This window comes from Paenarthrobacter sp. CAP02 (genome assembly GCF_040137855.1).
GTDB lineage: Bacteria > Actinomycetota > Actinomycetes > Actinomycetales > Micrococcaceae > Arthrobacter.
Map to the genome: position 1 here is coordinate 25,452 of NZ_JBEEII010000001.1, position 21,297 is coordinate 46,748.

Genomic DNA, 21,297 nt, shown 5'->3' on the forward strand with positions numbered 1-21,297 from the left:
CACCGACCGCCATGCGCACGAAGCATCGTGAACTGCAAGTGGGCGTACTTGCATCCCACTTCAATGGACCTGGAACGGCGTCCACCGAGTTGGACCTGTGGACGTCCGTCGTAGCCAGTGCAGTCGACTTCTGACATTTCGTGCAGTTGTCTTCTGAAAATGACATTGTTGCCGCTGGGCTCAGGTTAGCAAGCGTGCACGAAACTCAATACAGGGCCGCGTTGTTCATTTTCCGGTTTCGTGCACGGTTGCGTGCAAAGGGCGCTGTCCGGGTTCCGCGAATTAGCGCGGAGTCGGGAAGCTTGCGTCGTCCGGCTTGACCCGTGCACGCAAACGACCGATTCCGTGCAAAGGCTGCCGGATCGAGCCATCCCTGAAACTAAGTCGGGCCCTTGGCTTGGATGTAGCATTTGTTCTTCTTAGACATCAGAGGGCTTCGCCTCCGGGGCGACCCGTTGCAACAAGGCGTTGTGCACCTTCTCCAGTGTGCTGCTACGTGCCTCGGCACTGGCGAGCTTCTTCTCCGCCTCCGCTGCCGCGCCGGCAGCAGCGCGTTCTGCTGCACGGGTGTCTTCCAGCTCAGTGCCCAGGGCGGCCAGCCGTTGCTCCAAAGCCTCCGCCGTGGACTGCAGAGCGGTGATGCGGGCCTGATGTTCGGCGGCCGCGGATTCCTTCTCCGCGGCTGCCTTGTCCAGGTCCGCCACCAGCTCGGCGATTTCCAGGTCTTTGTCCTTGCGTTCCTGCGCCCAGGCCGTCTCGACGGCGGCGTGCCGCTCGGAAGCCAGCGTAGAGGCGTCAGCCCAGCAGGCCGCGGCGAGCCGCGTGGCCTGTTCGAGCAGGGCCGGCGGCGTCGCTGCCACCTGTCCCCCGGCGGCGAGCTTCTCCTCTGACCATTCCTTCAGGTAGCGGGTAGCGTCCGCGTTGCTGACGCCGGCGGTAGCCCGGACCGTGGAGACGGTCGGGCGGCGCTCAGCGCTGATCTGCTCGGCGGCGGCAAAGACGCGGTCTTTCACACTCGTCGTCATGGCGGTTTCTCCCAAAAAAGTAGTAGGAGTAGTAACGATACTACTCCTACTACTACTTTTCAATGCTTTAGAATGGCGGCTCGGAGTCCGGGCCGCCGGCGCCGCTGGTCTGTGGTGTGGCCCAGGGGTCTTCCTGCGGCGCCGCTTGGCCTGTCGGCCCAGTGTTGCCCTGGTTGCCGAACCCACCAGCTCCTTGTCCCCCCTGGGCGGTGCTGCGCTGGGTGCGGTTGATTTTCGCATTTGCATACCGGAGGGAAGGGCCGATTTCGTCCACTTCCAGTTCGATCACGGTGCGCTTTTCGCCTTCCTTGGTCTCGTAGGAGCGGGACTTCAATCGTCCGGAGACGATGACCCGCATGCCCTTAGTCAGGGACTCGGCCACGTTCTCTGCCGCTTCGCGCCAGACGGACGCCCGGAGAAACAGGGTCTCGCTGTCTTTCCATTCGTTGCTTTGCCGGTCAAAGGTCCGGGGCGTGGAGGCGATGGTGAAGTTTGCCACCGCGGATCCCGAGGGGGTGAAGCGCAGCTCTGGGTCGGAAGTGAGGTTGCCAATCACGGTAATAGTGGTTTCGCCTGACATTGGTGTTGCCCTTTTCTCTCGGTTTAGAACAGTGCGTTCAGTGGTTTGATATCGGGGATGTCGCCATACTTTGGCCAGCCAGTGCCTTTCTCGCACGCCAGGAACCGCTGGGTGAGGTCGCCGCTGATCGGTTTGCCCTCTTCGGCGTATTCGGGCTGGGAATAGAAGTCGATGATCTCTGCGACGGTACCGCGTCCGTGTGCGGACCAGCCGGAGAAGTTGCTTCGATGTGGTTCGGTGGGGTCCCGCCGTCCCTGTGGTGGTTCGAGGTAGCCGGTGATCTTGCTTGGAAAGCTGCTGTTTCGTGCCATGGCCTATACCTCTGCCGTGGCGATTTGGCGGACTTCGCGGAATGAGTGGGTGTTCTGTTCCAGCCAGCGGTGAAGCTCGTCTTCCGTGGTGGTTGCCTTGATCTTTGTCTTGCCCTGGTGTGAGTCGTAGATGGCGAACCAGATGGTCATGGTGTCCTCCAAAGCTTGGTGGCCCGGCACCCGGGGCGTGTTCCTCCGGGTGCCGGGTGGTCTTTAGTCGGTGGTGGGGATTCCAGCGGCGAGAAGGTCTTCCCAAAGGGCGGAACCTTCGATGTCGGTCCAGTCCGAACCGGCGCGGACGTCCGGGGCGCTCCCCCGGTGTTCCCAGATTTCCAGTCTGCTCATGGAGCCCTTGTCGTCGAGGATCAACCTGGTTGCCGGCTCGTCGTTCTCCGGGGATCGGTAGAGGGCTGCGACATGATGGCCGTCAATGTCGTGCACTTCGGGCAGCTGGTCCGAGCAGACAAGGAAAGGATTGGCTTTCAGCAGCGTTTCGGCGTGCTGGTCCCCGTAGATTCCTGAGTCGATGGCGCGCCGATCAAATACCAGCGGTTCAATATCGGTCACTTCGTGTTCTCGCCCGGATGTCTTGGCGGTGATTGTGGGGAGCATCCCCGAACCGTGCATCACGTCGATGTACTGGTGGAGCCGGGCTGTGGTGATGACGGGGGTTTCGTGGTGTGCCCGTACCCAGGATTCCAAGCCTTCGCGACTGATGGTGACGTTGGCGCGTCGTTCGGAGGATTCCCGGACGGTGATGGTCACGTGCAGCATGTCTGCGGAGTTGGTTTCGACGCGGGGGCCGGCTGTCAGGGTGTGCTTCTTCATGGTGTTCTCCTTGCGTAGGAAGGGGGGTCCGGCAGGTGCTGTGTCCGCAGCGTCTGCACGTTGGTGGGGAGCGGCTAAGCGGTCAGCTGAGCCAGTTCCTCGATCTTGTCTGGTCGGAATCCGGACCAGTGGTCTTGGTCGGTGACGACCACGGGAGCTTGCAGGTAGCCCAGTGTCTTGATGCGGTCCAGCGCTTCGGCGTCGGTCGAGATATCTACCGTCTGGTGGGCAATGGCTTTCTTTCCCAGTGCCCCGCTCGGTTGCGTCGCACTGCACGCATCCTGGCTTGGTGTACACGGTGACCGTCATAGGGATCAGCTCCATCTTTTCGTCGGTTCTGGTTTCGCTCGTCTGCCTTCTTGATACTATTATGATATCACTTTGATATCACTATGAATAGTGGCAGCGGCTGTTTTTCCCGTGAATACTAGGAAGGGCGGGATTCCGGTCCCGCCCTTCCTTTGGCTATTCGCCGGCTTCCATGACTCCTACGTCGTACCCGCCCCATGGGCTGCGTCCGGGGACGTAGCGGCCACTCATAGCCGTCCGTGCCGTCCTGACCGGCGCTCCGGGATACTGCCATTCCTTGGGGTAGTCCTCAGGAACGTTGAATTTGTATCCCCCGTTGGGCTTCATGGCTGACGTGACCAGTGGCAGGTACTGCCATCCTGGCCAGCAGTGGTTGAGCATGTCCTCCACGGCTTGGTTCTCGTTCTCGTGGATTCCTCCCCACCAGTCGCAGTCGTGGCAGTGGACGCGGTACAGGAGGTCTCCCATGCACTGGCAGTCCGGGTTGCGCCAGTGCTCGTTGCAGCGCAGGTCCGCTCCGTAGGTGAAGGTGCGGTGGGCGGATCCGGCAGTGACGTTCCTGCCCGTCTGGTTTTCATTCCACTGGCGGCTCCAGTTGGATACCCCCATCCGCCCCTCGCTTTTGGCCCGGTACTCATAGGCGGCGTCCAGCTCGTCCGGGTGGTAGTGGCCAACGGTGAAGTGCAGCGGGGCCGTGGGCAGGGTTTGCAGTTCAAGTAGGGTGAGAAGGTCAAGCTGGCCGGTCAGCACATCTGTTGCTGTCATGGTCCAATCTCCTTATTGCGTAGGGATGAGAGTCGCTTGGCGAGGGTGGGTTCTGTGTCCGCAGGACCCACCCGCTTTATATCTTGTTGATACTATAATGATATCGTTTTGATAGTACGCACTCAAGGTAAATCCCCGTAATTACGCGGATTCTTCGCCCTCCCTCATATCTCCACCGCGCCCCAAGGTTCCGATGCGTGCGGGCCGCTGCTCCCCGCCCGACCATTGCGTCGTCCCTGCTGAAAAGAACCTGACCCCACCCGGTGGTGCGTCGGCGGCGACAGGCTTGGACCATGGGGAACTCTGCCGATCCTGGAAGATTGTCAGACCCCCACTGCACACTAAAAGGAGGCCGTCCGGCCTATTTTTTCGGTGTGTCATTCGAACACATATTCGATAAGGTGTGTTAGTGAACCGGGAGCAAGCGACCCAGCTGCAGGCGCAGTACGCTCGCCGTGCCGGCCCGATTGGGCTGACGGTGGAGGAGCTTGATTTCGAGCATTTCCCGTCCAAGAACGGGTATCCGGGAATACCAGTGAAGGCGTGGATCAGATTTCCGAACTGCGCGGAGTTGGTGGACGGAGAAGTGTTCGCCTGGACAGCCAAGGCCGCCGAAGTGACCTGGAAGGACGGCCCGGTGACGTACCGGACGTGGGTGTGGAGTTCGGCGGTCACCCGCCGGGAAGAGTTGATGAACAGGAATTTGGGAGAGCGGACCAACCGTGACAGCAGCAGTAAGTGAAACGATCCTCGACGCTCCCGTGGACGTCCGGTTTACGGCGGCAGGCATTCCCCTGGCGGTCCGTTACGACGGGCGGGTATGGGCTGTGGCGGCAGAGCCGCTGCACTGGTTTACGAGGGATTCCTGGTGGCTGACCCAGCGGACTGTCCCGGTAGGCGTCGGGAACGTCGTGGACATTGAGCATTGGCGGGTACAGGTCCGCCTAGGCACGTCGTCAGAGGCGCTGCGGACCTTCGAGCTGCGGCGGGACCCGTTGGCGGAGCAGTGGCTGTTGGAATCCATCACGGAAAACTAGCGGAGGTTTCGGGGATCATTCATGCCAACCCGTTCCGGGCCCGGCACTTTCTCCTGAGTAGGGTTGGGGGCATGAATGATCCGGCCCCGCTTCCTGGCCGCCATGACCGAGTGCGGCACGGTAGTGGGCGGCTGTCATGGCGAGCCCTATGGATCCTTGCCGTTGTGTTCACCGTTGCGACAACGGGATCTCTGGTGCTGGTTGCCCTCGATCTCGTCATCGGCCGACCGGCTGCCGGCGATATCTTCATCGCTTTCCTGAATAGTCTGGTGGCCTTGGTGTTGTGGCGCCGGATTTCTGAACAAGCGCGGGCATGACTGCGTAGAATCGATATTGCGGACGTGAGGGCGCGCTTAGCGTCAACTGAAACGATCCCCCACGTCCTGATTAGGTGATTAGTTTGCGATACCGCGGACGAGGTCCCAGATAACCGGGATCAGGGCCGAGACCACCACGCTTGCTGTGTTTACCCACAGGTGGACGGTCTCGGCTTTCCAGGTTTCGGACTGAACTTCACTCACTAATATCACCCCCTCTCTCTCGTGAAAATGCCAGAGAACAACTCGTTCAGGTCAATCTGTCCCTTCGAGGGCTTATCGAACGGCCCTTTTAGGCTGTAGTGACGCTCTGTGAACGTGATCTGCTCTGTTCCGTAGTCTTCCCTGGTCCTGTTTTCGAACGTGATCAGTTCGTGGTTCTGCAGGTCTTTGATGCCGTCGGTAAGGACATCTGGAGAAAATCCGTACCACTTCTTGACGAGACGACCGGGCAAATAGAAGCCAGGACGTAAGGACCGCGCCACGAGAAGGACGGCTTTGCCCGGCACGGTAAGTTCTCGGTACCAGTTATCCGTCCAGTACTCCAAGGGCAGTGTGAAATATTTTCCCGCCGGCGCCGTGTAGGGTTCTTCCTTACCGTTCTCATGGAGGGTCGTGATTTTGGCTTGTTTGGACTCTCGTTCGCGGAGAATGAGCTTCCGTTCGGCTAGTTTGGCCCAGCACCGGGACACAGCGTCCTTCCCGTAGGGGCCGTCCCCGAGCCCCATGGCACGTGACCAAACAGCGGCATCACGTTTGGTGTCCCACGGGGTGGCTGATGCGGCTAGCCGGTGGAGCAGATACAAGTCCAATGAACGACCGTTACTTGAGTTGATGAGGGCTCCGAGCGCACCTGGTGTTTTCCCTTCCAGGAGTTGAACGAAGTCGGTCCGGATTGGAACGTTCTTCTTCCGTTTGGAGTCGTCCAGCAGGGTTTGTATCGATTTGTCCTGCAATAGGGTTCGCGTTGCCTTGTCTTGAAGCTGTCTGGGTTGCTTTGTCATTCCTTGATCTAAGCACTAGAAGTCGCGGCGAACGGTTGCGCTTCTATGGGTGAGATGCGGTCTTGGCGGGTGCTATATAACGACCGTTAACAAATTCCAAATAGGATTACCGATGCAAACACCTGTTAACAATGCCAAAAGGCCAGTCGTCGCTTAAGCCGCCAACTCCCGCCGTGGGGGAAGATCACCCATGCGACTTGAAATATTTTGCCGGGTATCGCCCGCCGCCAACGTAGGCCCGCCTGGCGGCCCTGTAGGGGCCTACCGCCGCTAGGCTGGATCAGTGGAACTAACAGGCACTATTGAGGCCCCCGACGGCAGCCGAGAGCGCATATCGGCAATTGGTGAGGACTACCCCGCAGCGCACGCGGCGCTCTTGCAGCTAATTCCTGATGAACACCGGCTCATCGTTATCCGTACGCAGTGACTCTTAGCCCGGGGGCATGAGGCCGGCCAATACTCCGAGTCGATCCATACCAATTTCAATCAGGTGGATTGCCCCGCCAAACAGAAGCACCTCCATCCAGTTGGCGCTGCGGTTCTCAGGCTGACGCTGGTTCTGTTCATTTAGGTCCATACCAATAGACATGCGTCGATATCTCAGCACGTGGGTGGGAAGGCTCGATCTAGCACCATCAGGATGGTGGATCATGTTGGTTTCCTCGCTAGAGACACATAAGGAAGCCCTGCACAGCTCGTTGCTGTACAGAGCTTCCGTGTTGCCGGGATCGGGCTAGCGCCCGTATTCGGTGTGCCGCTGCTGCCGCTGCTCTGGCGGCCGCTGCTGGGCCGTCGTAGTGGCAGAGGGGGACGTGCCTGGTCGTTGCGGGAAGGATGCATTCATTAGCCGTTGCATCTTTTCCATTCGGGGGTCTATTTCGGCTGGGAGTTCGGGCTTTTCCGGTTCTTCTGGCTTTGCCGCGTCGGCCATGAGCTGGTCGATGCGTGCGGACTCCCCCCGGGCGGCTTTGAGTGCGTCGACGTACTTGAAGGGTTCCGCCAGTGCCTTTTCTGCCTGTTCGACCCGGGAGAGAGCTTCCTGTCGGCGTCCGTCGACGTCGGCTATCAGTCGGGGCAGGGAGGAAACCCTGTTCTCAAGCTGTCTGATGGTGCCGATATCGGCTGACAGCAGGCTCCTGCGGGCGATCTGGGTGGTTGCCCTGGGCACTCCTTCGATGCGCACTTCGACCGTGGCGTGGTCAAGGTCGCGTGCTGGCACGAGTTTGGCGCGGAGTTCGTGGCCACCAAGGTTTGCGATGGTTCCGAGCTCGTCGTAGCCGTAGAGATTCATGAGCCGGTGGCCGTGCCGTCCGGCCCATGCGCGGAGCACTTCTGCGGCGTCACCGCGGTTGTCTAGGGTTTTGCCGTCGATGCGGACGTTGAAGGCATCCGCAGTGGTGTCTACCGTCCGGCCGGCGGCCGCCTGGATCAGTGGCAAGTCATGGGATGCTGCCTCGGCCGCAGACTGCTCACCGCGCTTGGTGTGGGCAACGGCAACCATGTTGCGGTTGTAGGCCCGGTCCAGACGGCTCAGCCGGGCAAGTTCCTGGTCTGCGACGGCTTTTTCCAGCACCAGCGGGTTACCGCTGGTGATGGCTTTTGCCTGGGCGAAGTTCAGGGTGTTGTCCCCGATGTCCTCGATTTCCCGGACGTCCAGGCGGCCGCGCATGATCTGGTTGATAAACCGGGACTTGCGTTCAAGTCCCTGCCACATGAAGGAGTCGAAGGATTCCTTCGTCACCACTTGGGAGATGCGGACCTCGGGGTTCAGATTTCCCTGGCGCATGATGCGGCCGTGGCGTTGCTCGACGTCGGAGGGCCGCCACGGGGCGTCCATGTCCACCAGGTGCACGGCACGTTTTTGAATGTTCGTCCCAACACCCATTTTCGAGGTCGATCCCACCAGCACGGCGATCTGGCCGGAACGGGCGGCGGCAAAGAGCCGTCCCTTCTCGGTGTCGTTCTTGGCTTCGTGGATGAACCGGACCATGTGTTCAGGTACGCCTCGGCGGCGGAGCTGGTCTTTGAGTTCGCCGTACACGTTCCACCGCTCAGATGGTGTGCCGAAGTCACAGAAGACCAGCTGCAGGGCACCGGGAACCGGGTCCGGCTCGCCGGTTTTCGGGTCGGTGTAGATGCGGTCCTTGTGTTCTTCGTACACGCTGGCCAGCAGGTCAGCGGTCGCACTGATCTTCGTGGGACCCTGCTGGGAGAGCGTGGGGTCAACGAGTCTCATGTCCAGGGCGGCCTTGCGGCCGTCTGAGGAGACTTTGAGCATGTTGTCTTCCTCGGAGTCCACCAGCCGTTGCTGGATACGGTCCACGCGGTTCCCGATGTCCTGGATGTATTCGCGCAGCTCGGGGCTGGGCTCCACGGCCAGCATGTTCGGCTGGCGCAACCCGTCGCCGGCGCGCGGGGCAAGGGCCGGGACAGGCAGTTTCAGGTCTTCGGCGGTTTTGACGTCCGCAAAAGTGTGGAACATTTTCAGCAGCTCGGGGACGTTCTGGAATTTAGCGAACCGGCTCTTGAGCTTGAACCGGTCACCGCCGGCTACGGAGAGTTCCATTTCTTCGACCACTTGGCCAAACGTGGCGGCCCAGGTGTTGAAGTCCTGGATCCCGGTGGCCCGGAGCAGGTCCGGGCGCAGGTAGCGCTGCATGACGTACATTTCTGTGACCGAGTTGGCGATGGGTGTTGCCGTGGCTCCGGTGATCACGCGGCGTCCTTCGCGTTGGCGCAGGAACTCTGTCTTCATGTGGAGGTCGGATGCACGGTTGGAGCCTTGGATTCCGGCGCCGGGGATGTTGCTCGGGGTCCGGAGGTTCTTGTAGTCGTGCAGCTCGTCCACGACGAGGTAGTCAATGCCGGTCTCTTCAAAGCTGATCCCGGGGTCTGCGGGGGTGTCGAGTTTGGCTTTGAGGGTTTCTTCCTGGGACAGGACGGCCTTTTCCAGGCGTTTGACGATACTGGCGTTGGCGCGGCCATTGTCCTGGCCGTTCTCTTTCGCGGCTTCCAGCTCGGCCCGCATCTGGATGACTTCAGCATTGACGTAGGCAGCTTCGGCTTCGGGGCTGAGGCTGACGCGCTGGAAAGCGGTGCGGGTCATGACCACGGCGTCCCACTCGTTGGCGGCCGCGCGGGCGACGAACTGGCGGCGGTTGTCCCCGGCGAGGTCGCCCGATGATGCGGCAAGAATGCGGGCCTGGGGGTAAATCTGGAGCCATTCGCGGGCGAACTGTTCCAGCATGTGGTTCGGGATCACGACGGCTGGCTTGTTGACCATGCCCAGGCGCCGCAGCTCCATGACGCCCATGACCATCTCGGCGGTCTTGCCTGCACCGACCTGGTGGAACAGGCCCACGGCAGGCTCGGAGAGCATCCGGGCCACGGCCGCGCGCTGGTGCGGGCGTGGTGAGAAGTCCTTGGCCATGCCGGGGAGGGTCAGCCGCTCCCCCTCGGTGCTGTAGTCGCGCAGCACGATGGAGTTGAAGCGGCGGTTGTATTCGTCGATGAGCCGGGTGGCCCGTTCCGGTTCTTCCCAGACCCACTCGCTGAAACGCTCCTGCAGCAGCTGGGCTTTCTCCTGGGCTGCTGCGGTTTCGGTGGGATTCAGGATGCGGCGCTTGTCCTCGCCTTCATCAGTGACGCGGACGGGCCGCTGTTCCAGGACCTGCTTGAGGACGTCAGACGCGGGCATCCGCTGGGTGCCCCAGTTGCTGGTGGCCGCAAGGGTATGGCGGTTGGCTTTGACGTCCCACATGGACCCGGCTGCGTTGGAGACGGTGGCGTAGGGGTCGTTCAGGATTTCCCGGACGAACTCCTGGTGGGTGCCGGCGTCGATCCAGACCGCGCCGAGACGGGCTTCCACTTCGTCCATGCGCAGCGGTTCCGGTATGGCTTCGGTGAGGGCCTGGACGTTGGCGGAGTACCTGTCGTCCGAGAGCGCGGACGCTTGGGCGACTTCCAGCTTTTCCCGCACGTTTCCGGACAGATACTCGGCCCGGGTCTGGTAAGTCTCCTCGGTGCCGGGGACCTCGTAGATGCTCTCCCTCATGGCGGCCCGTGTTTCGTCCCGGCTGATGCCCAGTAGGGATGCGGCGTAGTCCAGGTCAACCTCTCCCACGGTATCGAGGGTGACGGTGAGGGCTTCTTCGGCGGTGTCCACACCAAGGACCGGGCGGCGGGGCTGGACCTGACGGGTGGAGAGCAGGGCAGCCGGGGAGGCTGTCAGTGTGGCTTCATCGAAGTTTTCCAAGGCCATGACCAGAGGCCCGAACGGGTCACGGGAGACGATGGAAACTGCCCGTGGTGTGATGCGGGCCTGGACGGGCGCCTGCGTCTCTTCATCCACGCGGCCGGTGTCCCGGAGCGTGAAGCGGTTGATCGGCCCGTAGGTGTCCGCGTACTGACTGTAGGCAGTCTTGAGTTGATCGCGCAGGGAATCAATCTCGGCGGTTTCGTCGCGGCTTTCGGCTTCTGCGGTGAGCAGCGTCCGTCCGGCGTCGCGCAGCCCCAGCAGGGCGCGGAGTTCAACGGCCTGGGTTTTGGGTACTGCGAGGTCGGAGTGGGAGCCGTTCTGGACAACGGTGAAACCGTCGTCCTTGGCGCTGATGTGGCCGTCCCATTCGTGGGTGGCGGCCGGGACGTAGGCGGCGCGCTGGCGTTCCTGCTCGACGGTCCGCTCTGTCATGACCAGTCCTGCGGACCGAGCTTCGTTAACGACATCAGCCAGGGCACCGTTCAGGCGGGCCGGGACGGCTGAGAGGTCATCGGTGGTCAGCTGCAGGGTCTCGGCCCCGTACATGCCATGGCTGACGTGAAGCTCGCCCAACAGGCGGTTGGGGTACTCGTCAAAGTAGGAGTTCAGGCGGGTAATAGTCCCGTCGATCCGGCGGGCGGTGACGGTCTCCCAAAGAGTGGAGGCCGGTTCCTGGCCAGGTTCCCTGCGGCGGAAGATCAACAGGTCCGTCATGGCGTCCGTGCCGGCTGCCTTCCGGTGGGAACCGGTGGGCAACCTCACGGCGCCCACGAGGTCGGCCAGCTGGTTCATTTCCCTGCGGGCTGCCGGGTTCGTGCCGTCCAGCGTGAAGCTGGACGTCAGCACGGCCACCAGCCCGCCGGGGCGGGTCATTTCCAGGGATTTGAGGATGAAATGGTTGTGGATCGAGTGGCCGCCGGCGTTGTGGCGGGGATCGTGAAGCTTGACGTTAGCGAAGGGCACGTTGCCGATGGCAAGGTCGAAGTGACCGGTCGGCAGCTTGGTATCAGCAAAAGACTCGGCCCGGACGGTGGCCTCCGGGTAAATGGCCTGGGAGATGGCCGCCGTGGTCGGATCCAGCTCCACACCGGTCATCTCGGCGGTGTCCGGGGCAAAGCCCATGAACGTTCCAACCCCGGATCCCGGTTCCAGAACAGTGCCCCCGGTGAAGCCCAGTTCCTGCACGGTGGACCACATGGCCTGGACGTAGGCGGCATCGGTGTAGTGGGCGTTGATCGTGGTCCGGCGCGCGGCGTCGTACTCGGCCTCGGTCAGGAGGCTGCGCAGATGCTCGCGGTCCCCGGTGTATTCCTCCCGGGATTCATCGAATATCTGGAAGACACCCTGCGCTCCCCAACTTCCCCACCGCGCCAGTGACGCCCTTTCGGTCTCCGTGGCGGATCGGTCCTCGTTCTGCAGCGTCTGCAGCACCTCGAGGGCTTCAAGGTTCGCCCGAATACGGCCGCGGGCACCGGACGGGGCCAGTTCTTCCTGGGACGACGGGCGGTATCTGCCCGTCCCGGTTTCTAGTAGAGCTGCTGGCGCAGCTTGTCCGCTTCCGCCATCGAGTCCAGGTACTCCTGGATACTCGGGTTCACGTACTCTTCCTCCTCGTCCTCCGTCTCCGGTGGCGAGAGCAGGTCGTAGCGGACGATCTCCTCGGCCTGGTTCCGCGCTGCGTTCAGCCGGCCTACCTTCTCCAGGTAACCCTCCCCCTTCGGGTCCGGTCCCGCGATCTTGATCAGCAGCCCGTCCACTTGTTCTTGGGCTTCCTCCCCCAGCTTGGTGAAGAAGTCCTCCGGGTCCTGGATCTGGCTGTAGCGTGTGGGACTGGCTGTCTTCCAGGCTTCCTGAGCCTGCCTGCCGTACTTGTTCATTGCGATCCTCCTCGGGTGCCGCCCATAGAGCTTCAAAGCTCAACTGGCCATCGATTTGTTTCTTACGCCCCGCCATGGACATCTCCCCCTGGTGCCTCGTGTGGTCCGGGGGTTCACGCTAGCGGGGATTCACTGATATCACCTGTCACAGGGGGACCACTCCCCCGCGTCGGCAGCTTCCGTCATCTCGACCGGTGTCCACACTGAAACCATTGAGATACCGCATAGATACTGGGCTGATACTTTTTAGATACTGCTGTGATACTGCTTTGCTACTGGTTGCGGGTAGCCCGGCGGCGTTCCAGTTCCGGCCAGATGATGGATTCGAGCAGCTTCTGTTGGCTGCGTCTGTCAGCGTCTGCCGATTCCTTGAGCAGCTGCTTCTGGTAGTCGTTGAACCGGAAGAGGATGCCCTGCGGGCCGACAGGGGCGTTGGGGTCCAGGGGAGCCTCGTCGACCTGGGGGGCGTAGCCGCCTTTGCCGAATTCTTCGGCCCTCCTGGCTACGGCGTCCTCGTCCCCAGCTACCGCCGTGGATGCCACTGCGGGGGCTTCGCGTTTCTTTATAGCCATTCCTCAATCTCCTTCACTAGTACCTGCACTTCGGCCTTGGCCGATCCGTTCGAAATCTCGATGACGCCCTTGCCAGCCGGGATGCTGTCCCGATAGGCCTTCCTGATCTTCAGAGCCGCGTCGATACGCGGGATCTGCGGGTAGTCCCGCAGGAAGTCCTTGGCCTCGTCCTCCTCGGTTGCAGAGGAATAGGTGGGCACCTGGGTGAGCAGCGCGGCGACTTTGAGCTTCGGGTTCATGTCTTTGGCGGTCTCGATGAGTTCGACCATGCCGGGAATGGTGTCGAGGTCGAACTGTGAGGGCCTCACCGGGATGAGCATCAGGTCCGCGACGGTCATCGCTGTCCGCATTTCCTGGCTGTCGTGCCCAGGGGCGTCCACGATCACATAGTCGTACCGGGCGCCTAGGTCTTTGAGAGCTTCCCGGACGTTGCCGGTTTTCTGGATGGCATGGACGCGGGGGAGTGAGTCGTCCTGGGCGCGGTCAGCAGCCCACGTGGACGCGGACTGAACGCTCTTGTCGCAGTCAACGATCAGGACGTCACGTCCTCTACGGGCAAGCTCGGCCGCGACGTTGATGGTCGTCGTGGTTTTGCCTGTCCCGCCCTTCTGACTGGCTATAAGGAGTACTGGCATGGTCGTCCTCTCATCTGCAGCAATGATACTGCGGCGATATCAGCTTGAAACTATAGTAGCGGGGCGATATCTAAACAGTATAAGGCTGAAACTGATTTGATACTAATATCATAGAGGTATCACCGTGATACCAAGTACTCGGCGCCCCCGCCGCTGCCCCTTGGGCGCCTGGGCCCACGGGACGTTGACCAAATTCAGGGTCCTTGTTGTGGCCTGGCTGCTACCGTGAAGGCCATTCAACAATGGGGGAGAGGCAACCGTGGAAGCTCTAAATGCGTCGCTGTACAGGGTTGTGCTGATTGTCAGCTTGATGCTTGCTGGGGTCTTCTTTGAGGAATACAGGTGGCCGGTCTGGATCCTCGCTGCCTGTGTTGGCATTTCTACGCTGCTCTGGTCTGTGTTCGTGTATTTCGGGACAGCTGCCGAGCGCAGGCGGACCGAGGCACACCTCGCCCGCTATCCCGAAGCCTGAGGCCCTTAAGTCCCCTCACCAACCCTTAGACCAGAGCCGTTGCGTTGTCCCCGTTGTGGGCCGGTGGAGACCGGAGGATGAATCTCAAAGCGGTCCACACTGGGGGCAGGGTAAGCGACTAGCATTAGGCGATCACCATCAGACCTCCACCAACTAGGAGACACACCTTGGCTGTTTGTTCAGTTCTTCGATGCGAGCAAGAGACCGCCGGAAGGTTTACAACCAACGAGAAGGTGTTCATGGAGACGGCCGTGTGCGGCGATCACCTCCAGAAGCTCAAGTCCGGGGAACCTTGGAAGTACCAGAGCACGAGCCACGAGTTACTGATGGACTCTGACATGCCGCCTGTGATTGTAAATTTCAGCCTCGACGAAGGTGTTGGACCGGGCGTGACCTTGAGTCTTGCTACGGACGGAAACGAGAAGCCACACACGTTCTGGATCAGCCGCGAGCACGCCAAACAGCTTGGTTCCTTCCTATCGGGGAAGTCGTAGCGAAGGATTTCCGTGAGCAGCGCAGAGGCCACTAAATACGAGTACAAGGCCGTCAAAGTGGACCACCGGTCCAAGCAACAGTCGAAGGAACTCACCAAGCTCTCCGAGCGAGGCTGGGAGATTGTGCAGATCGGAGCGCCTGCCATGCAGATCGGTTACAAAACTGTGCCAGTGCAGGTCCGTCGTCCCAAGCGATAGCTGAGACCTCGATAGCCTGAACACACTCACTGACAACCTGCTTAGAAGACGCTTCTGACCAGGGCAATGCCGCGTTTGAAGGCGCTGACCGCCTCTGTATCTGGCTCGCGGCGTTTCTTCTCTTCCTTCGCTGCGGCGATGGCCCGAGCCGTTGCTTCCTGGGAGCGGCGGGCTGCTTGTTTGCTGGGCGGGTAGATGGGGTGTCCGTTGAGGCGCCAGTGGTTGAGCCGGCTTTGGAGCAGGCGGGCGATGTCCAGGGCACCGTCGAAACCGTCATGTGGGTGGGCCGATCCGTCAGGTTTGAAATCCAGGGCATGGAGGACATCTCTGGGGGAGTAGTCCTCCCGGAAGTAGGGTGCCAGTATCCGTACAAGGTGCCTGGACCGGAGTTTCCGTAGTGGAGGTGAGTGCCATTGGACGGTTCGGGCGGCTTGTAACTCGTTGAAGGATCGGGTTGCCTCGTCCGGGGCGCTTGTCGTTCCGGTAATTGGCCATTGAAGGTCTGTACGAGCGGCCTCGATCTTGGCTGTCTCACGTGCTGCCGCCTCAAAATGGGCTTTCAGTGTGGGCGAAGCCCACTCCTTACTTCCCCTTGGGGGCTGAGTTTCCTTTTGGCAGGTTAGGGTTGCCATTTATGTCCACAAGCTGCCGGAATTTCTGCAGGAGTGGATCGAGTCTGCACTTGAAATCCATGCGCTGGACTTCCTGCTCGCCAAACTCCGCGAGCTCCTGCTCGGTTGCGAGGCGGCAGAGCACATAGACGGCACGGTCGGCCATCCGGTCCGGCCTTGCTCCCTCTTTGAAGAGGTTGGAGTTCCCGTCCGCGGTCTTGGGTGTGTAGATGGCTGAGCGGCCGCCGGCTACTACGCCGAGGAAACCGTGACGCCGCAGCCAGCGCTTGATGCGGCCCAGGGTGCCGGCGCCGATACCGGCGGTGGCCATGAGGTAATCATTCCCGGGGGTCACGGTGTGGCTGTTGTAGTCGTAGGCCACGAGAAGCTGTGCGGCCACGGCCAGCAGGTTCCGCCGGAAGTCGGCCCTGTGCCAGACGAGTTTGGGGTGCTGCCGGATAGCGTCTAGCCAGTCAAAACCGGTGGTGAGGGGGCAGCTGCCCTCCGGAACGGCACGGAGGACGTTTTCTTCGTCCCGTTCCATGAGTCGGTTGATGCGCCGCGGTGCATCAGTGCGCTTGGAGTGATCTCCCACGTGTGCGGGGTCCCGGCGTTTCCACAGACCGGGTAAACCCTGTACAGCGATGGCCTCCATAGACGATGTTGTGGAGCAGTGTTGCTGGGGGCGCGGGCGACGTTCGGCGTCGGTGACGTGAGAGCCAACATACGCGTCGGAATGCGTTGACGCCGGGATAAGGTCCGGTACCATAGACGCAGCAAGTCCTTTCTTTTGACAAAGCAAAGGGAGCGTCCTCGCAAGAGGAAGCTGCAGTGAAATGGTTCAGATCACGTCCCGCCAAGAACTGAGATCTGAACGCATACTTAGATGAAGGCCCGCCGAGTGCGGGCCTTCAGCTTTTAACTGGCTTTAGACATCGGCAATGTCTCCGGTAGTTGGGATCGGTCGAACCAGGAGGGCAGTCCATCGGGCTGCAACTCCGCCCGAAGATGAGCGATCAGCTGCTCCATGGCTTCGCCGGTCGACACACCCATGTTGTCGGCCACGGCGAAGAAGAAGTTTTTGTCCTCCTTCGGCACCAGCGTATTGAGCTGGACGTTGTCCATTGCTGTTCCGCGATGCCTGCGCCGTCTCGTAGCCATAGATCGAAAATAGCCTTAAGAATATGCATTACGCGGGATTCGGCCCGCGTGTCTTCCTAAGAAGAACATTTAACGCCCTCGTAAGTAATCCTTGAGGCCGTCAAGTAATTGCTCCAGGCGCTCAGGCAGGACTGTGAATGTCACGGTCCGCCCTCGGCGTTGACCTGCGGGGACATCGGCTTCCACCAGGCCTGCGTCTTCGAGTCCCTGGAGTGTCCGTCGTGCCGTGTTTGGATCGGTTCCGAGTTCGCGAGCCAGGTCTGCTGCCCCAGTTGGGCCGTGGATTGAGAGATGGCGCAGTATCGCGCGGGAGAACATCGTCCCGAATGACTCGATGGCCATTTCTACGTCCCTAGGCAGGGAGCTCGGGGGGCGAATATATCGGGGCATCCAATCATTTTGTCACTTCCTGTGTTTTACTCTGCCGCGGTTCCCATAAGACTACATTTAATGTCGTTTTAGGGTAATGTCTTAACTGTCGCACAGACAAGAACGCAGATAGCCGTGACCACTGACACAGAGAGGCTGTGTGACAAGCGATTCCGGCTCAACGTGTGGACAATGGCCTGTTGGTCCACCAAATGGAATATGTCAGTGGCAGCTGGTGGCTGTGGAAACGATGTCCAAGGGGGAGGGACGGATTTTGAAGAGTTTATTGCCGTTTGGCACGCCGTGGCAGATGGACGGCGCTCTGCGTGAACGGGCGATCCGGGAACGTGAGATCTTCCGGTCCTGGGTGGCTGAACTGGACGTCCCCGCCGGGCAGGTGCGGGTACTGAGTGAACTTCTGGAATTGATGGATGAGCGCGAGTTCGTTGAGGGGCGCGCTGCCTGCGTGACCTACGAGGCCGAGCTTGCCCGCCGTACAGGGCTGGGGGACTCCCTGGAAGGTGTCCTCAAAGACCTGAAGGACGCGGGCATACTGACCTCCCACCGGGCGGCCGAAGTCTTCAAGGATGGACGCCCGGGCGTGGTGCTGCGGATTCGACGCCCGGGCGTCGTCCTGACCGTCGAAGCCGCCGGTCCTCTGTGGCTCAAGGATTCCTGGTTCCGTAACCGGGGCGAGGGCTTTCCTGATGCAGCGTAAGTCGCTTGGCCTGGTGGCACTCATTGCCATCCCCGGGCTGTTCCTTGGTCTGATCTTCTCCATGCTGTTGCTGTTGGCCCCCGCGAAACCTGCTGTGGCTCACTGCGGTCCGGCCATCTCTGTTGTCATCGATGGCAACACCAAGGTCGAGGGCTACACCGAGGAACAGTTGAAGAACGCCGCGTCGATCATGGGTGCCGGCCAGGCACAGGACCTGTCCGTGAAGGGTCAGATGATCAGCGTCATGGTCTCCCTGGGGGAGTCGGGGTTGCGTGTCCTGGACCATGGCGATGGACCCGGCCCGGATTCCCGTGGGTTGTTCCAGCAGCGCGACAACGGCGCTTGGGGCTCCTATGCAGACCGTATGGACCCCACCACCAGCGCCACGAACTTCATCAAGGCTTTGAAGGCCGTTCCGGGTTGGGAGCTGTTGGAGCCGACCCTCGCCGGTAACAAAGTTCAGCGCAACGCCGACCCTTACCACTACCAGAAGTACTGGCCTGAGGCCCTCAAACTCGTCCAGGCACTCTCGGACGGAAAGTTCGACGTGGAAGGCAGCGACTGCGCCATCCCGGGAAAGTCCGGTGCCGGGGATGACTACCCGTGGAAAGACGCTCCCACCTGGTTGCAGGTCGGAGCGAACGCTGCCAGCACCTCGCCGCTGGGTATGTACAACCGAGAGTGCGTTGACTTCGCGCTGTGGCGCGTGAACCAGCAGATGGGTTCCGCCAGCGCACCCTTCAAATTTCTCAACGGCACGTTCCGCCCGGATGGGCAGGGCCTCGGCTCGGCTCTGACGTGGAAGAGCGGCTGGGACGCCAAGGGCTGGCCCACCGGCAGCACCCCACGGGCCGGCGCGGTCGTTTGGTACGCACCCGGAACCGGGGGAGCGGACCCGACCTTCGGCCACGTTGCGGTGGTCAAGGAAGTCAGTGACGACGGGACCTACGTCGAAGAGGGCTACAACGGCAACCCGGCCCCGGATGACCACAGCTACTACACCCGGACAGTCAGCAGCAACGTCCCTTCAGCCTTCCTGTACCTGCCCACTCAAGAGGAGAAAAAGTGAAAAAGCCCTTGGCCCTGCTCACCGTGGCCCTGCTCTGCGTTTCATGCGCACCGGCAGCGAACACGACACCGGCAGAACCAGCCAGCACCACGCCCACAGCGTCCGCCCCCGTCTCACTGAGCGCCAACAGCGGACCACAGGCCCCCGGAGGAACAGTCCCAGCCTCCACCGGCATCACCTGGGATCAGGCCAGCAAAGACAAAGCCGCGGAAATCGCTGAGAAGGCAATGGACGACTTCGCGCGCCCCAACGTGGAGGAAAAGCAATGGGCCAACGATCTTGCCCGCTGGCTGACACCACAGGCCACCGCCGACTACTCGGCAGTGGACCCGGCCAACATTCCGGCCAACCTCGTCACCGGCCCGGCCACGCTGACCGTCGACGAAGCCAACGGCTACGGCGTCACGGCAGCTGTCCCCACCAATGCCGGGACCTACACGCTGCAGCTGCTCCGCACGGGCACGGAAGCCCCGTGGAAGGTCAACCGGCTCACACCACCCACGTCCTAAGCGCCGCACCTCTCCATCTCACACACGTAAGGAAGAAGTTCATGGGTACTACACCAACCGAAGTCCTGGCCTTTCCAAACATCAGGGCCATCGTCCGCGACAACGGGACCGCTGAGGTCGTCGTCGCGGGTAACTCCCGCATCGTGCCTGCCGGGGACTCCGTACAGGATCTCCGCAACAACGCCCTGGCCCTGGTCGTGGGCGAAGCGCAAACACTGCAGCGCCCCGTCCGGGTCCAGATCGAAGATCCCGAAGGACACGGTGAACTGATCGTGCACCCCGACAACAAGATCGAATCCGTCTCCTACGAACCGCGCCCGGCACGCCGCCGGGCAGAGGCCCCGGAAACCACCCCCGAGCCCGTCGCTCCAACCGTCATCGACACGGTCCCTGTTACTGCTCCTGAACCAGCAGCCGTCCCCGCACAGCCCACCGCTGCGGCAACGCTGGACCGCCAGCCATGGCCGCCCAACCCCGTAGAGAACGAGCCATCAACCGAGACTCCTGAGCCTGCCCAGCCGGCCGCCGCAGAACCGCAGACCACCGCAACCGCCCCGGAAGCACCGCTGACCCGGCGCAGCCTGAAGGAAACCTCGTTCCTGGTCAGCGCTCCGGTTTTGGAACCGGCAACACAGGGCTGGCGCGGAACGCTCACGCGACTCGGATACCGGATGGACCCCTCAGCCGAAGAACTCTCCGAACGTGAGGACATTCGCACGGTCAGCCAGCACTGGCCCGGCCCGCGCACCATCGCGGTGGTGAACCGCAAGGGCGGGGCGAACAAGACCCCCACGGTCGTCATGCTCTCGGCCATCCTCGCCCGCTACAGCGGTGCCGCCACAGTGGCCTGGGACAACAACGAGTCCCAAGGCACCCTCGGGTGGCGGACGGAAAAAGGCTCCCACGACCGGAGCGTCCTGGACCTCATCGATGCTTCCACCGAGCTGCTGTCACCTTCAACGAACGCGGCAGAAATCGCCAAGTTCGTTCATCACCAGACCGGTGACAAATTCGACGTTCTGCGCTCGGATGAAAACGAAGAAGGCGACCACGAAGTCACCGCTGAGGAAGTCGACATCGCCCACCAGGTGCTCACCCGCTATTACCGGCTTGTGATCATGGACTCGGGCAATACCGCCCGGGCAGCGAACTGGCGTCGGATGATTGACCACACCAACCAGCTCGTCGTACCTGTGACAGCCATCGAGGACCGCGCCGAAGCCGCCCGGCTGACGCTGCAGACCCTCGAATCCCGCGGTGGCCACGACGCGGAGCTGGCACGCAACGCCGTTGTGATCGTCTCCGAATCCACTGACGCCAAGCGCAGCATGAGCGGGGACGCTTTGAAGCGGGCCAGGGACGAGGCCCGGCGGATCGCTGACGGCTTCGAACCGTTCGTGCGGGCCGTCGTCCGGATTCCTTACGATCCGGCCATGGTCAACGGCCCCATCCGTTACGAAGCCCTCCAGCCCGCCACGCAGCGGGCATGGTTGGCCGCAGCGGCCGCCGTCGCCGCCGGCTTCTAGAACAACCCACCGACGGATTCTGAAAGGAGGAACCATGCAACAGTCCCTGAACCCCTGGATCACCCGCCCAGCCGGAGACCCTGCGGAGGCCGCTCTGGACACGCACGTGCCACCAGAGGCCGCGATCAGTGCGCCGCTGAGGGGAATGGTAGAACCGGACGCAGCAGACCGCCTCGGCCGACGCACCATGTCAGGCTCGCCAACGTTGTGGATTACCGGCGCCCACGGGGGAGCCGGCGAGAGCCGCATCGCTGACCTGTTCGACGGAGCCCGCCCCACCGGTCACTGCTGGCCCGTCCTGCAGGACGGGAGCACACCCCGGGTGCTGCTGGTCTGCCGGGCAGACATGCGCGGCCTGACAACGGCACAGAGCGCACTGACCCAATGGGCATCAGGTGCGGCACCGAAGCTGGATCTGCTCGGCCTCGCCGTCCTGGCGGACGCACCAGGGAAGACTCCCAAAGCGCTCCGTGACTTCGCCGCAATCGTCGGCGGGGGATCGCCCCGGCTCTGGACCCTGCCCTGGGTAGAAGCCTGGCGGCACGGCGGCACCACAACGCCGCCAACGGGCCGCGAATACGAACGATTCATCAATGACTTGGCCGCTCTGGCCACCGACATCACACCCAGCACCACCCACTGAAAGGTCTCA

At 61.8% G+C, this 21,297-nt stretch carries 28 protein-coding genes and 1 pseudogene; 11 read left to right on the forward strand and 18 right to left on the reverse strand.

Features of this window, described 5'->3' with window-relative positions; all coding sequences use genetic code 11:
* The first annotated feature begins 11 nt into the window (after window positions 1-11).
* Window positions 12-134: a hypothetical protein gene (locus ABHM97_RS00135; RefSeq protein ID WP_349469151.1), complete on the forward strand. Its 123-nt coding sequence runs from the start codon at window positions 12-14 to the stop codon at window positions 132-134.
* A 285-nt stretch (window positions 135-419) separates the two neighbouring features.
* Here ABHM97_RS00135 and ABHM97_RS00140 read toward each other — a convergent pair whose 3' ends face one another.
* The 7 genes and pseudogenes from ABHM97_RS00140 to ABHM97_RS00170 all read right to left on the reverse strand — a co-directional run bounded on the left by ABHM97_RS00140 (window position 420) and on the right by ABHM97_RS00170 (window position 3,818).
* Window positions 420-1,025: a DNA-binding protein gene (locus ABHM97_RS00140; RefSeq protein ID WP_253031016.1), complete on the reverse strand. Its 606-nt coding sequence runs from the start codon at window positions 1,023-1,025 to the stop codon at window positions 420-422.
* Between the two features lie 67 nt (window positions 1,026-1,092).
* Window positions 1,093-1,605, reverse strand: coding sequence for a single-stranded DNA-binding protein (locus ABHM97_RS00145; RefSeq protein WP_349469152.1), 513 nt, complete (start codon window positions 1,603-1,605; stop codon window positions 1,093-1,095).
* 23 nt (window positions 1,606-1,628) lie between these two features.
* A complete protein-coding gene (locus ABHM97_RS00150; RefSeq protein ID WP_253031018.1) occupies window positions 1,629-1,916 on the reverse strand; it encodes a hypothetical protein in 288 nt (95 codons plus the stop codon).
* 3 nt (window positions 1,917-1,919) lie between these two features.
* The gene (locus ABHM97_RS00155) at window positions 1,920-2,066 is read right to left on the reverse strand and encodes a hypothetical protein (protein ID WP_161958259.1); all 147 of its coding nucleotides are present in this window, start codon (window positions 2,064-2,066) and stop codon (window positions 1,920-1,922) included.
* Between the two features lie 63 nt (window positions 2,067-2,129).
* The gene (locus ABHM97_RS00160; protein ID WP_253031019.1) at window positions 2,130-2,744 is read right to left on the reverse strand and encodes a hypothetical protein; all 615 of its coding nucleotides are present in this window, start codon (window positions 2,742-2,744) and stop codon (window positions 2,130-2,132) included.
* Between the two features lie 74 nt (window positions 2,745-2,818).
* A pseudogene (nrdH, locus tag ABHM97_RS00165) lies at window positions 2,819-3,053 on the reverse strand (glutaredoxin-like protein NrdH).
* 156 nt (window positions 3,054-3,209) lie between these two features.
* A complete protein-coding gene (locus tag ABHM97_RS00170; protein ID WP_253031020.1) occupies window positions 3,210-3,818 on the reverse strand; it encodes a DUF6349 family protein in 609 nt (202 codons plus the stop codon).
* A gap of 409 nt (window positions 3,819-4,227) precedes the next feature.
* Here ABHM97_RS00170 and ABHM97_RS00175 point away from each other — a divergent pair, with 409 nt between their 5' ends.
* The 3 genes from ABHM97_RS00175 (at window position 4,228) to ABHM97_RS00185 (ending at window position 5,172) form a co-directional block, all read left to right on the forward strand.
* Window positions 4,228-4,560, forward strand: a complete 333-nt coding sequence (locus ABHM97_RS00175) for a hypothetical protein (RefSeq protein ID WP_253031021.1) — start codon at window positions 4,228-4,230, stop codon at window positions 4,558-4,560.
* Window positions 4,541-4,855 carry a hypothetical protein gene (locus ABHM97_RS00180; RefSeq protein WP_253031022.1) on the forward strand — a complete coding sequence of 105 codons (315 nt, stop codon included), beginning with the start codon at window positions 4,541-4,543 and terminating at the stop codon, window positions 4,853-4,855. The genes ABHM97_RS00175 and ABHM97_RS00180 overlap by 20 nt, the downstream gene beginning before the upstream one ends.
* A 164-nt stretch (window positions 4,856-5,019) precedes the next feature.
* Window positions 5,020-5,172: a hypothetical protein gene (locus ABHM97_RS00185; RefSeq protein ID WP_253031023.1), complete on the forward strand. Its 153-nt coding sequence runs from the start codon at window positions 5,020-5,022 to the stop codon at window positions 5,170-5,172.
* A 78-nt stretch (window positions 5,173-5,250) separates the two neighbouring features.
* Here ABHM97_RS00185 and ABHM97_RS00190 read toward each other — a convergent pair whose 3' ends face one another.
* The 7 genes from ABHM97_RS00190 to ABHM97_RS00220 all read right to left on the reverse strand — a co-directional run bounded on the left by ABHM97_RS00190 (window position 5,251) and on the right by ABHM97_RS00220 (window position 13,518).
* The gene (locus ABHM97_RS00190; RefSeq protein ID WP_263659114.1) at window positions 5,251-5,376 is read right to left on the reverse strand and encodes a hypothetical protein; all 126 of its coding nucleotides are present in this window, start codon (window positions 5,374-5,376) and stop codon (window positions 5,251-5,253) included.
* Between the two features lie 5 nt (window positions 5,377-5,381).
* Window positions 5,382-6,176 carry a hypothetical protein gene (locus ABHM97_RS00195; RefSeq protein ID WP_253031024.1) on the reverse strand — a complete coding sequence of 265 codons (795 nt, stop codon included), beginning with the start codon at window positions 6,174-6,176 and terminating at the stop codon, window positions 5,382-5,384.
* Window positions 6,177-6,606: 430 nt separating this feature from the next.
* Window positions 6,607-6,828, reverse strand: coding sequence for a hypothetical protein (locus ABHM97_RS00200; RefSeq protein ID WP_253030964.1), 222 nt, complete (start codon window positions 6,826-6,828; stop codon window positions 6,607-6,609).
* 81 nt (window positions 6,829-6,909) lie between these two features.
* The gene (locus ABHM97_RS00205) at window positions 6,910-11,865 is read right to left on the reverse strand and encodes a helicase-like domain-containing protein (protein WP_349469153.1); all 4,956 of its coding nucleotides are present in this window, start codon (window positions 11,863-11,865) and stop codon (window positions 6,910-6,912) included.
* A gap of 95 nt (window positions 11,866-11,960) precedes the next feature.
* On the reverse strand, window positions 11,961-12,311 hold the full coding sequence (locus ABHM97_RS00210) for a TnpV protein (protein ID WP_349469154.1): 351 nt from the start codon (window positions 12,309-12,311) through the stop codon (window positions 11,961-11,963).
* Window positions 12,312-12,583: 272 nt separating this feature from the next.
* Window positions 12,584-12,883, reverse strand: coding sequence for a hypothetical protein (locus tag ABHM97_RS00215; protein WP_253030966.1), 300 nt, complete (start codon window positions 12,881-12,883; stop codon window positions 12,584-12,586).
* On the reverse strand, window positions 12,874-13,518 hold the full coding sequence (locus ABHM97_RS00220; protein WP_253030967.1) for an AAA family ATPase: 645 nt from the start codon (window positions 13,516-13,518) through the stop codon (window positions 12,874-12,876). Before ABHM97_RS00220 ends, ABHM97_RS00215 begins: the two co-directional genes overlap by 10 nt.
* Window positions 13,519-13,777: 259 nt before the next feature.
* On the opposite strand from ABHM97_RS00220, the gene ABHM97_RS00225 reads away from it, so the two are divergent.
* On the forward strand, window positions 13,778-13,990 hold the full coding sequence (locus ABHM97_RS00225; RefSeq protein WP_253030968.1) for a hypothetical protein: 213 nt from the start codon (window positions 13,778-13,780) through the stop codon (window positions 13,988-13,990).
* Between the two features lie 506 nt (window positions 13,991-14,496).
* A complete protein-coding gene (locus ABHM97_RS00230; protein ID WP_253030969.1) occupies window positions 14,497-14,682 on the forward strand; it encodes a DUF4177 domain-containing protein in 186 nt (61 codons plus the stop codon).
* Window positions 14,683-14,723: 41 nt separating this feature from the next.
* On the opposite strand, the gene ABHM97_RS00235 is transcribed toward ABHM97_RS00230, so the two are convergent.
* The 4 genes from ABHM97_RS00235 to ABHM97_RS00250 form a co-directional block, all read right to left on the reverse strand.
* The gene (locus ABHM97_RS00235) at window positions 14,724-15,314 is read right to left on the reverse strand and encodes a hypothetical protein (protein ID WP_349469156.1); all 591 of its coding nucleotides are present in this window, start codon (window positions 15,312-15,314) and stop codon (window positions 14,724-14,726) included.
* Window positions 15,265-15,837 (reverse strand): hypothetical protein, encoded by a 573-nt coding sequence (locus ABHM97_RS00240; RefSeq protein WP_349469157.1) that lies wholly within the window; start codon window positions 15,835-15,837, stop codon window positions 15,265-15,267. Before ABHM97_RS00240 ends, ABHM97_RS00235 begins: the two co-directional genes overlap by 50 nt.
* Before the next feature lie 374 nt (window positions 15,838-16,211).
* Window positions 16,212-16,418, reverse strand: coding sequence for a hypothetical protein (locus tag ABHM97_RS00245; protein WP_253030971.1), 207 nt, complete (start codon window positions 16,416-16,418; stop codon window positions 16,212-16,214).
* Between the two features lie 105 nt (window positions 16,419-16,523).
* The gene (locus ABHM97_RS00250) at window positions 16,524-16,796 is read right to left on the reverse strand and encodes a helix-turn-helix domain-containing protein (protein WP_349469158.1); all 273 of its coding nucleotides are present in this window, start codon (window positions 16,794-16,796) and stop codon (window positions 16,524-16,526) included.
* A gap of 301 nt (window positions 16,797-17,097) precedes the next feature.
* On the opposite strand from ABHM97_RS00250, the gene ABHM97_RS00255 reads away from it, so the two are divergent.
* The 5 genes from ABHM97_RS00255 to ABHM97_RS00275 are packed head-to-tail and all read left to right on the forward strand — an operon-like array spanning window position 17,098 to window position 21,288.
* On the forward strand, window positions 17,098-17,541 hold the full coding sequence (locus ABHM97_RS00255; RefSeq protein ID WP_253030972.1) for a hypothetical protein: 444 nt from the start codon (window positions 17,098-17,100) through the stop codon (window positions 17,539-17,541).
* Window positions 17,531-18,610, forward strand: a complete 1,080-nt coding sequence (locus tag ABHM97_RS00260) for a CHAP domain-containing protein (RefSeq protein WP_253030973.1) — start codon at window positions 17,531-17,533, stop codon at window positions 18,608-18,610. The genes ABHM97_RS00255 and ABHM97_RS00260 overlap by 11 nt, the downstream gene beginning before the upstream one ends.
* Window positions 18,607-19,119, forward strand: coding sequence for a hypothetical protein (locus ABHM97_RS00265; protein WP_253030974.1), 513 nt, complete (start codon window positions 18,607-18,609; stop codon window positions 19,117-19,119). The genes ABHM97_RS00260 and ABHM97_RS00265 overlap by 4 nt, the downstream gene beginning before the upstream one ends.
* Before the next feature lie 41 nt (window positions 19,120-19,160).
* Complete coding sequence (locus ABHM97_RS00270; protein WP_253030975.1) at window positions 19,161-20,645, forward strand: chromosome partitioning protein ParA; 1,485 nt, start codon at window positions 19,161-19,163, stop codon at window positions 20,643-20,645.
* Window positions 20,646-20,679: 34 nt separating this feature from the next.
* Window positions 20,680-21,288, forward strand: coding sequence for a DUF6668 family protein (locus ABHM97_RS00275; RefSeq protein WP_253030976.1), 609 nt, complete (start codon window positions 20,680-20,682; stop codon window positions 21,286-21,288).
* Window positions 21,289-21,297: the final 9 nt, after the last annotated feature.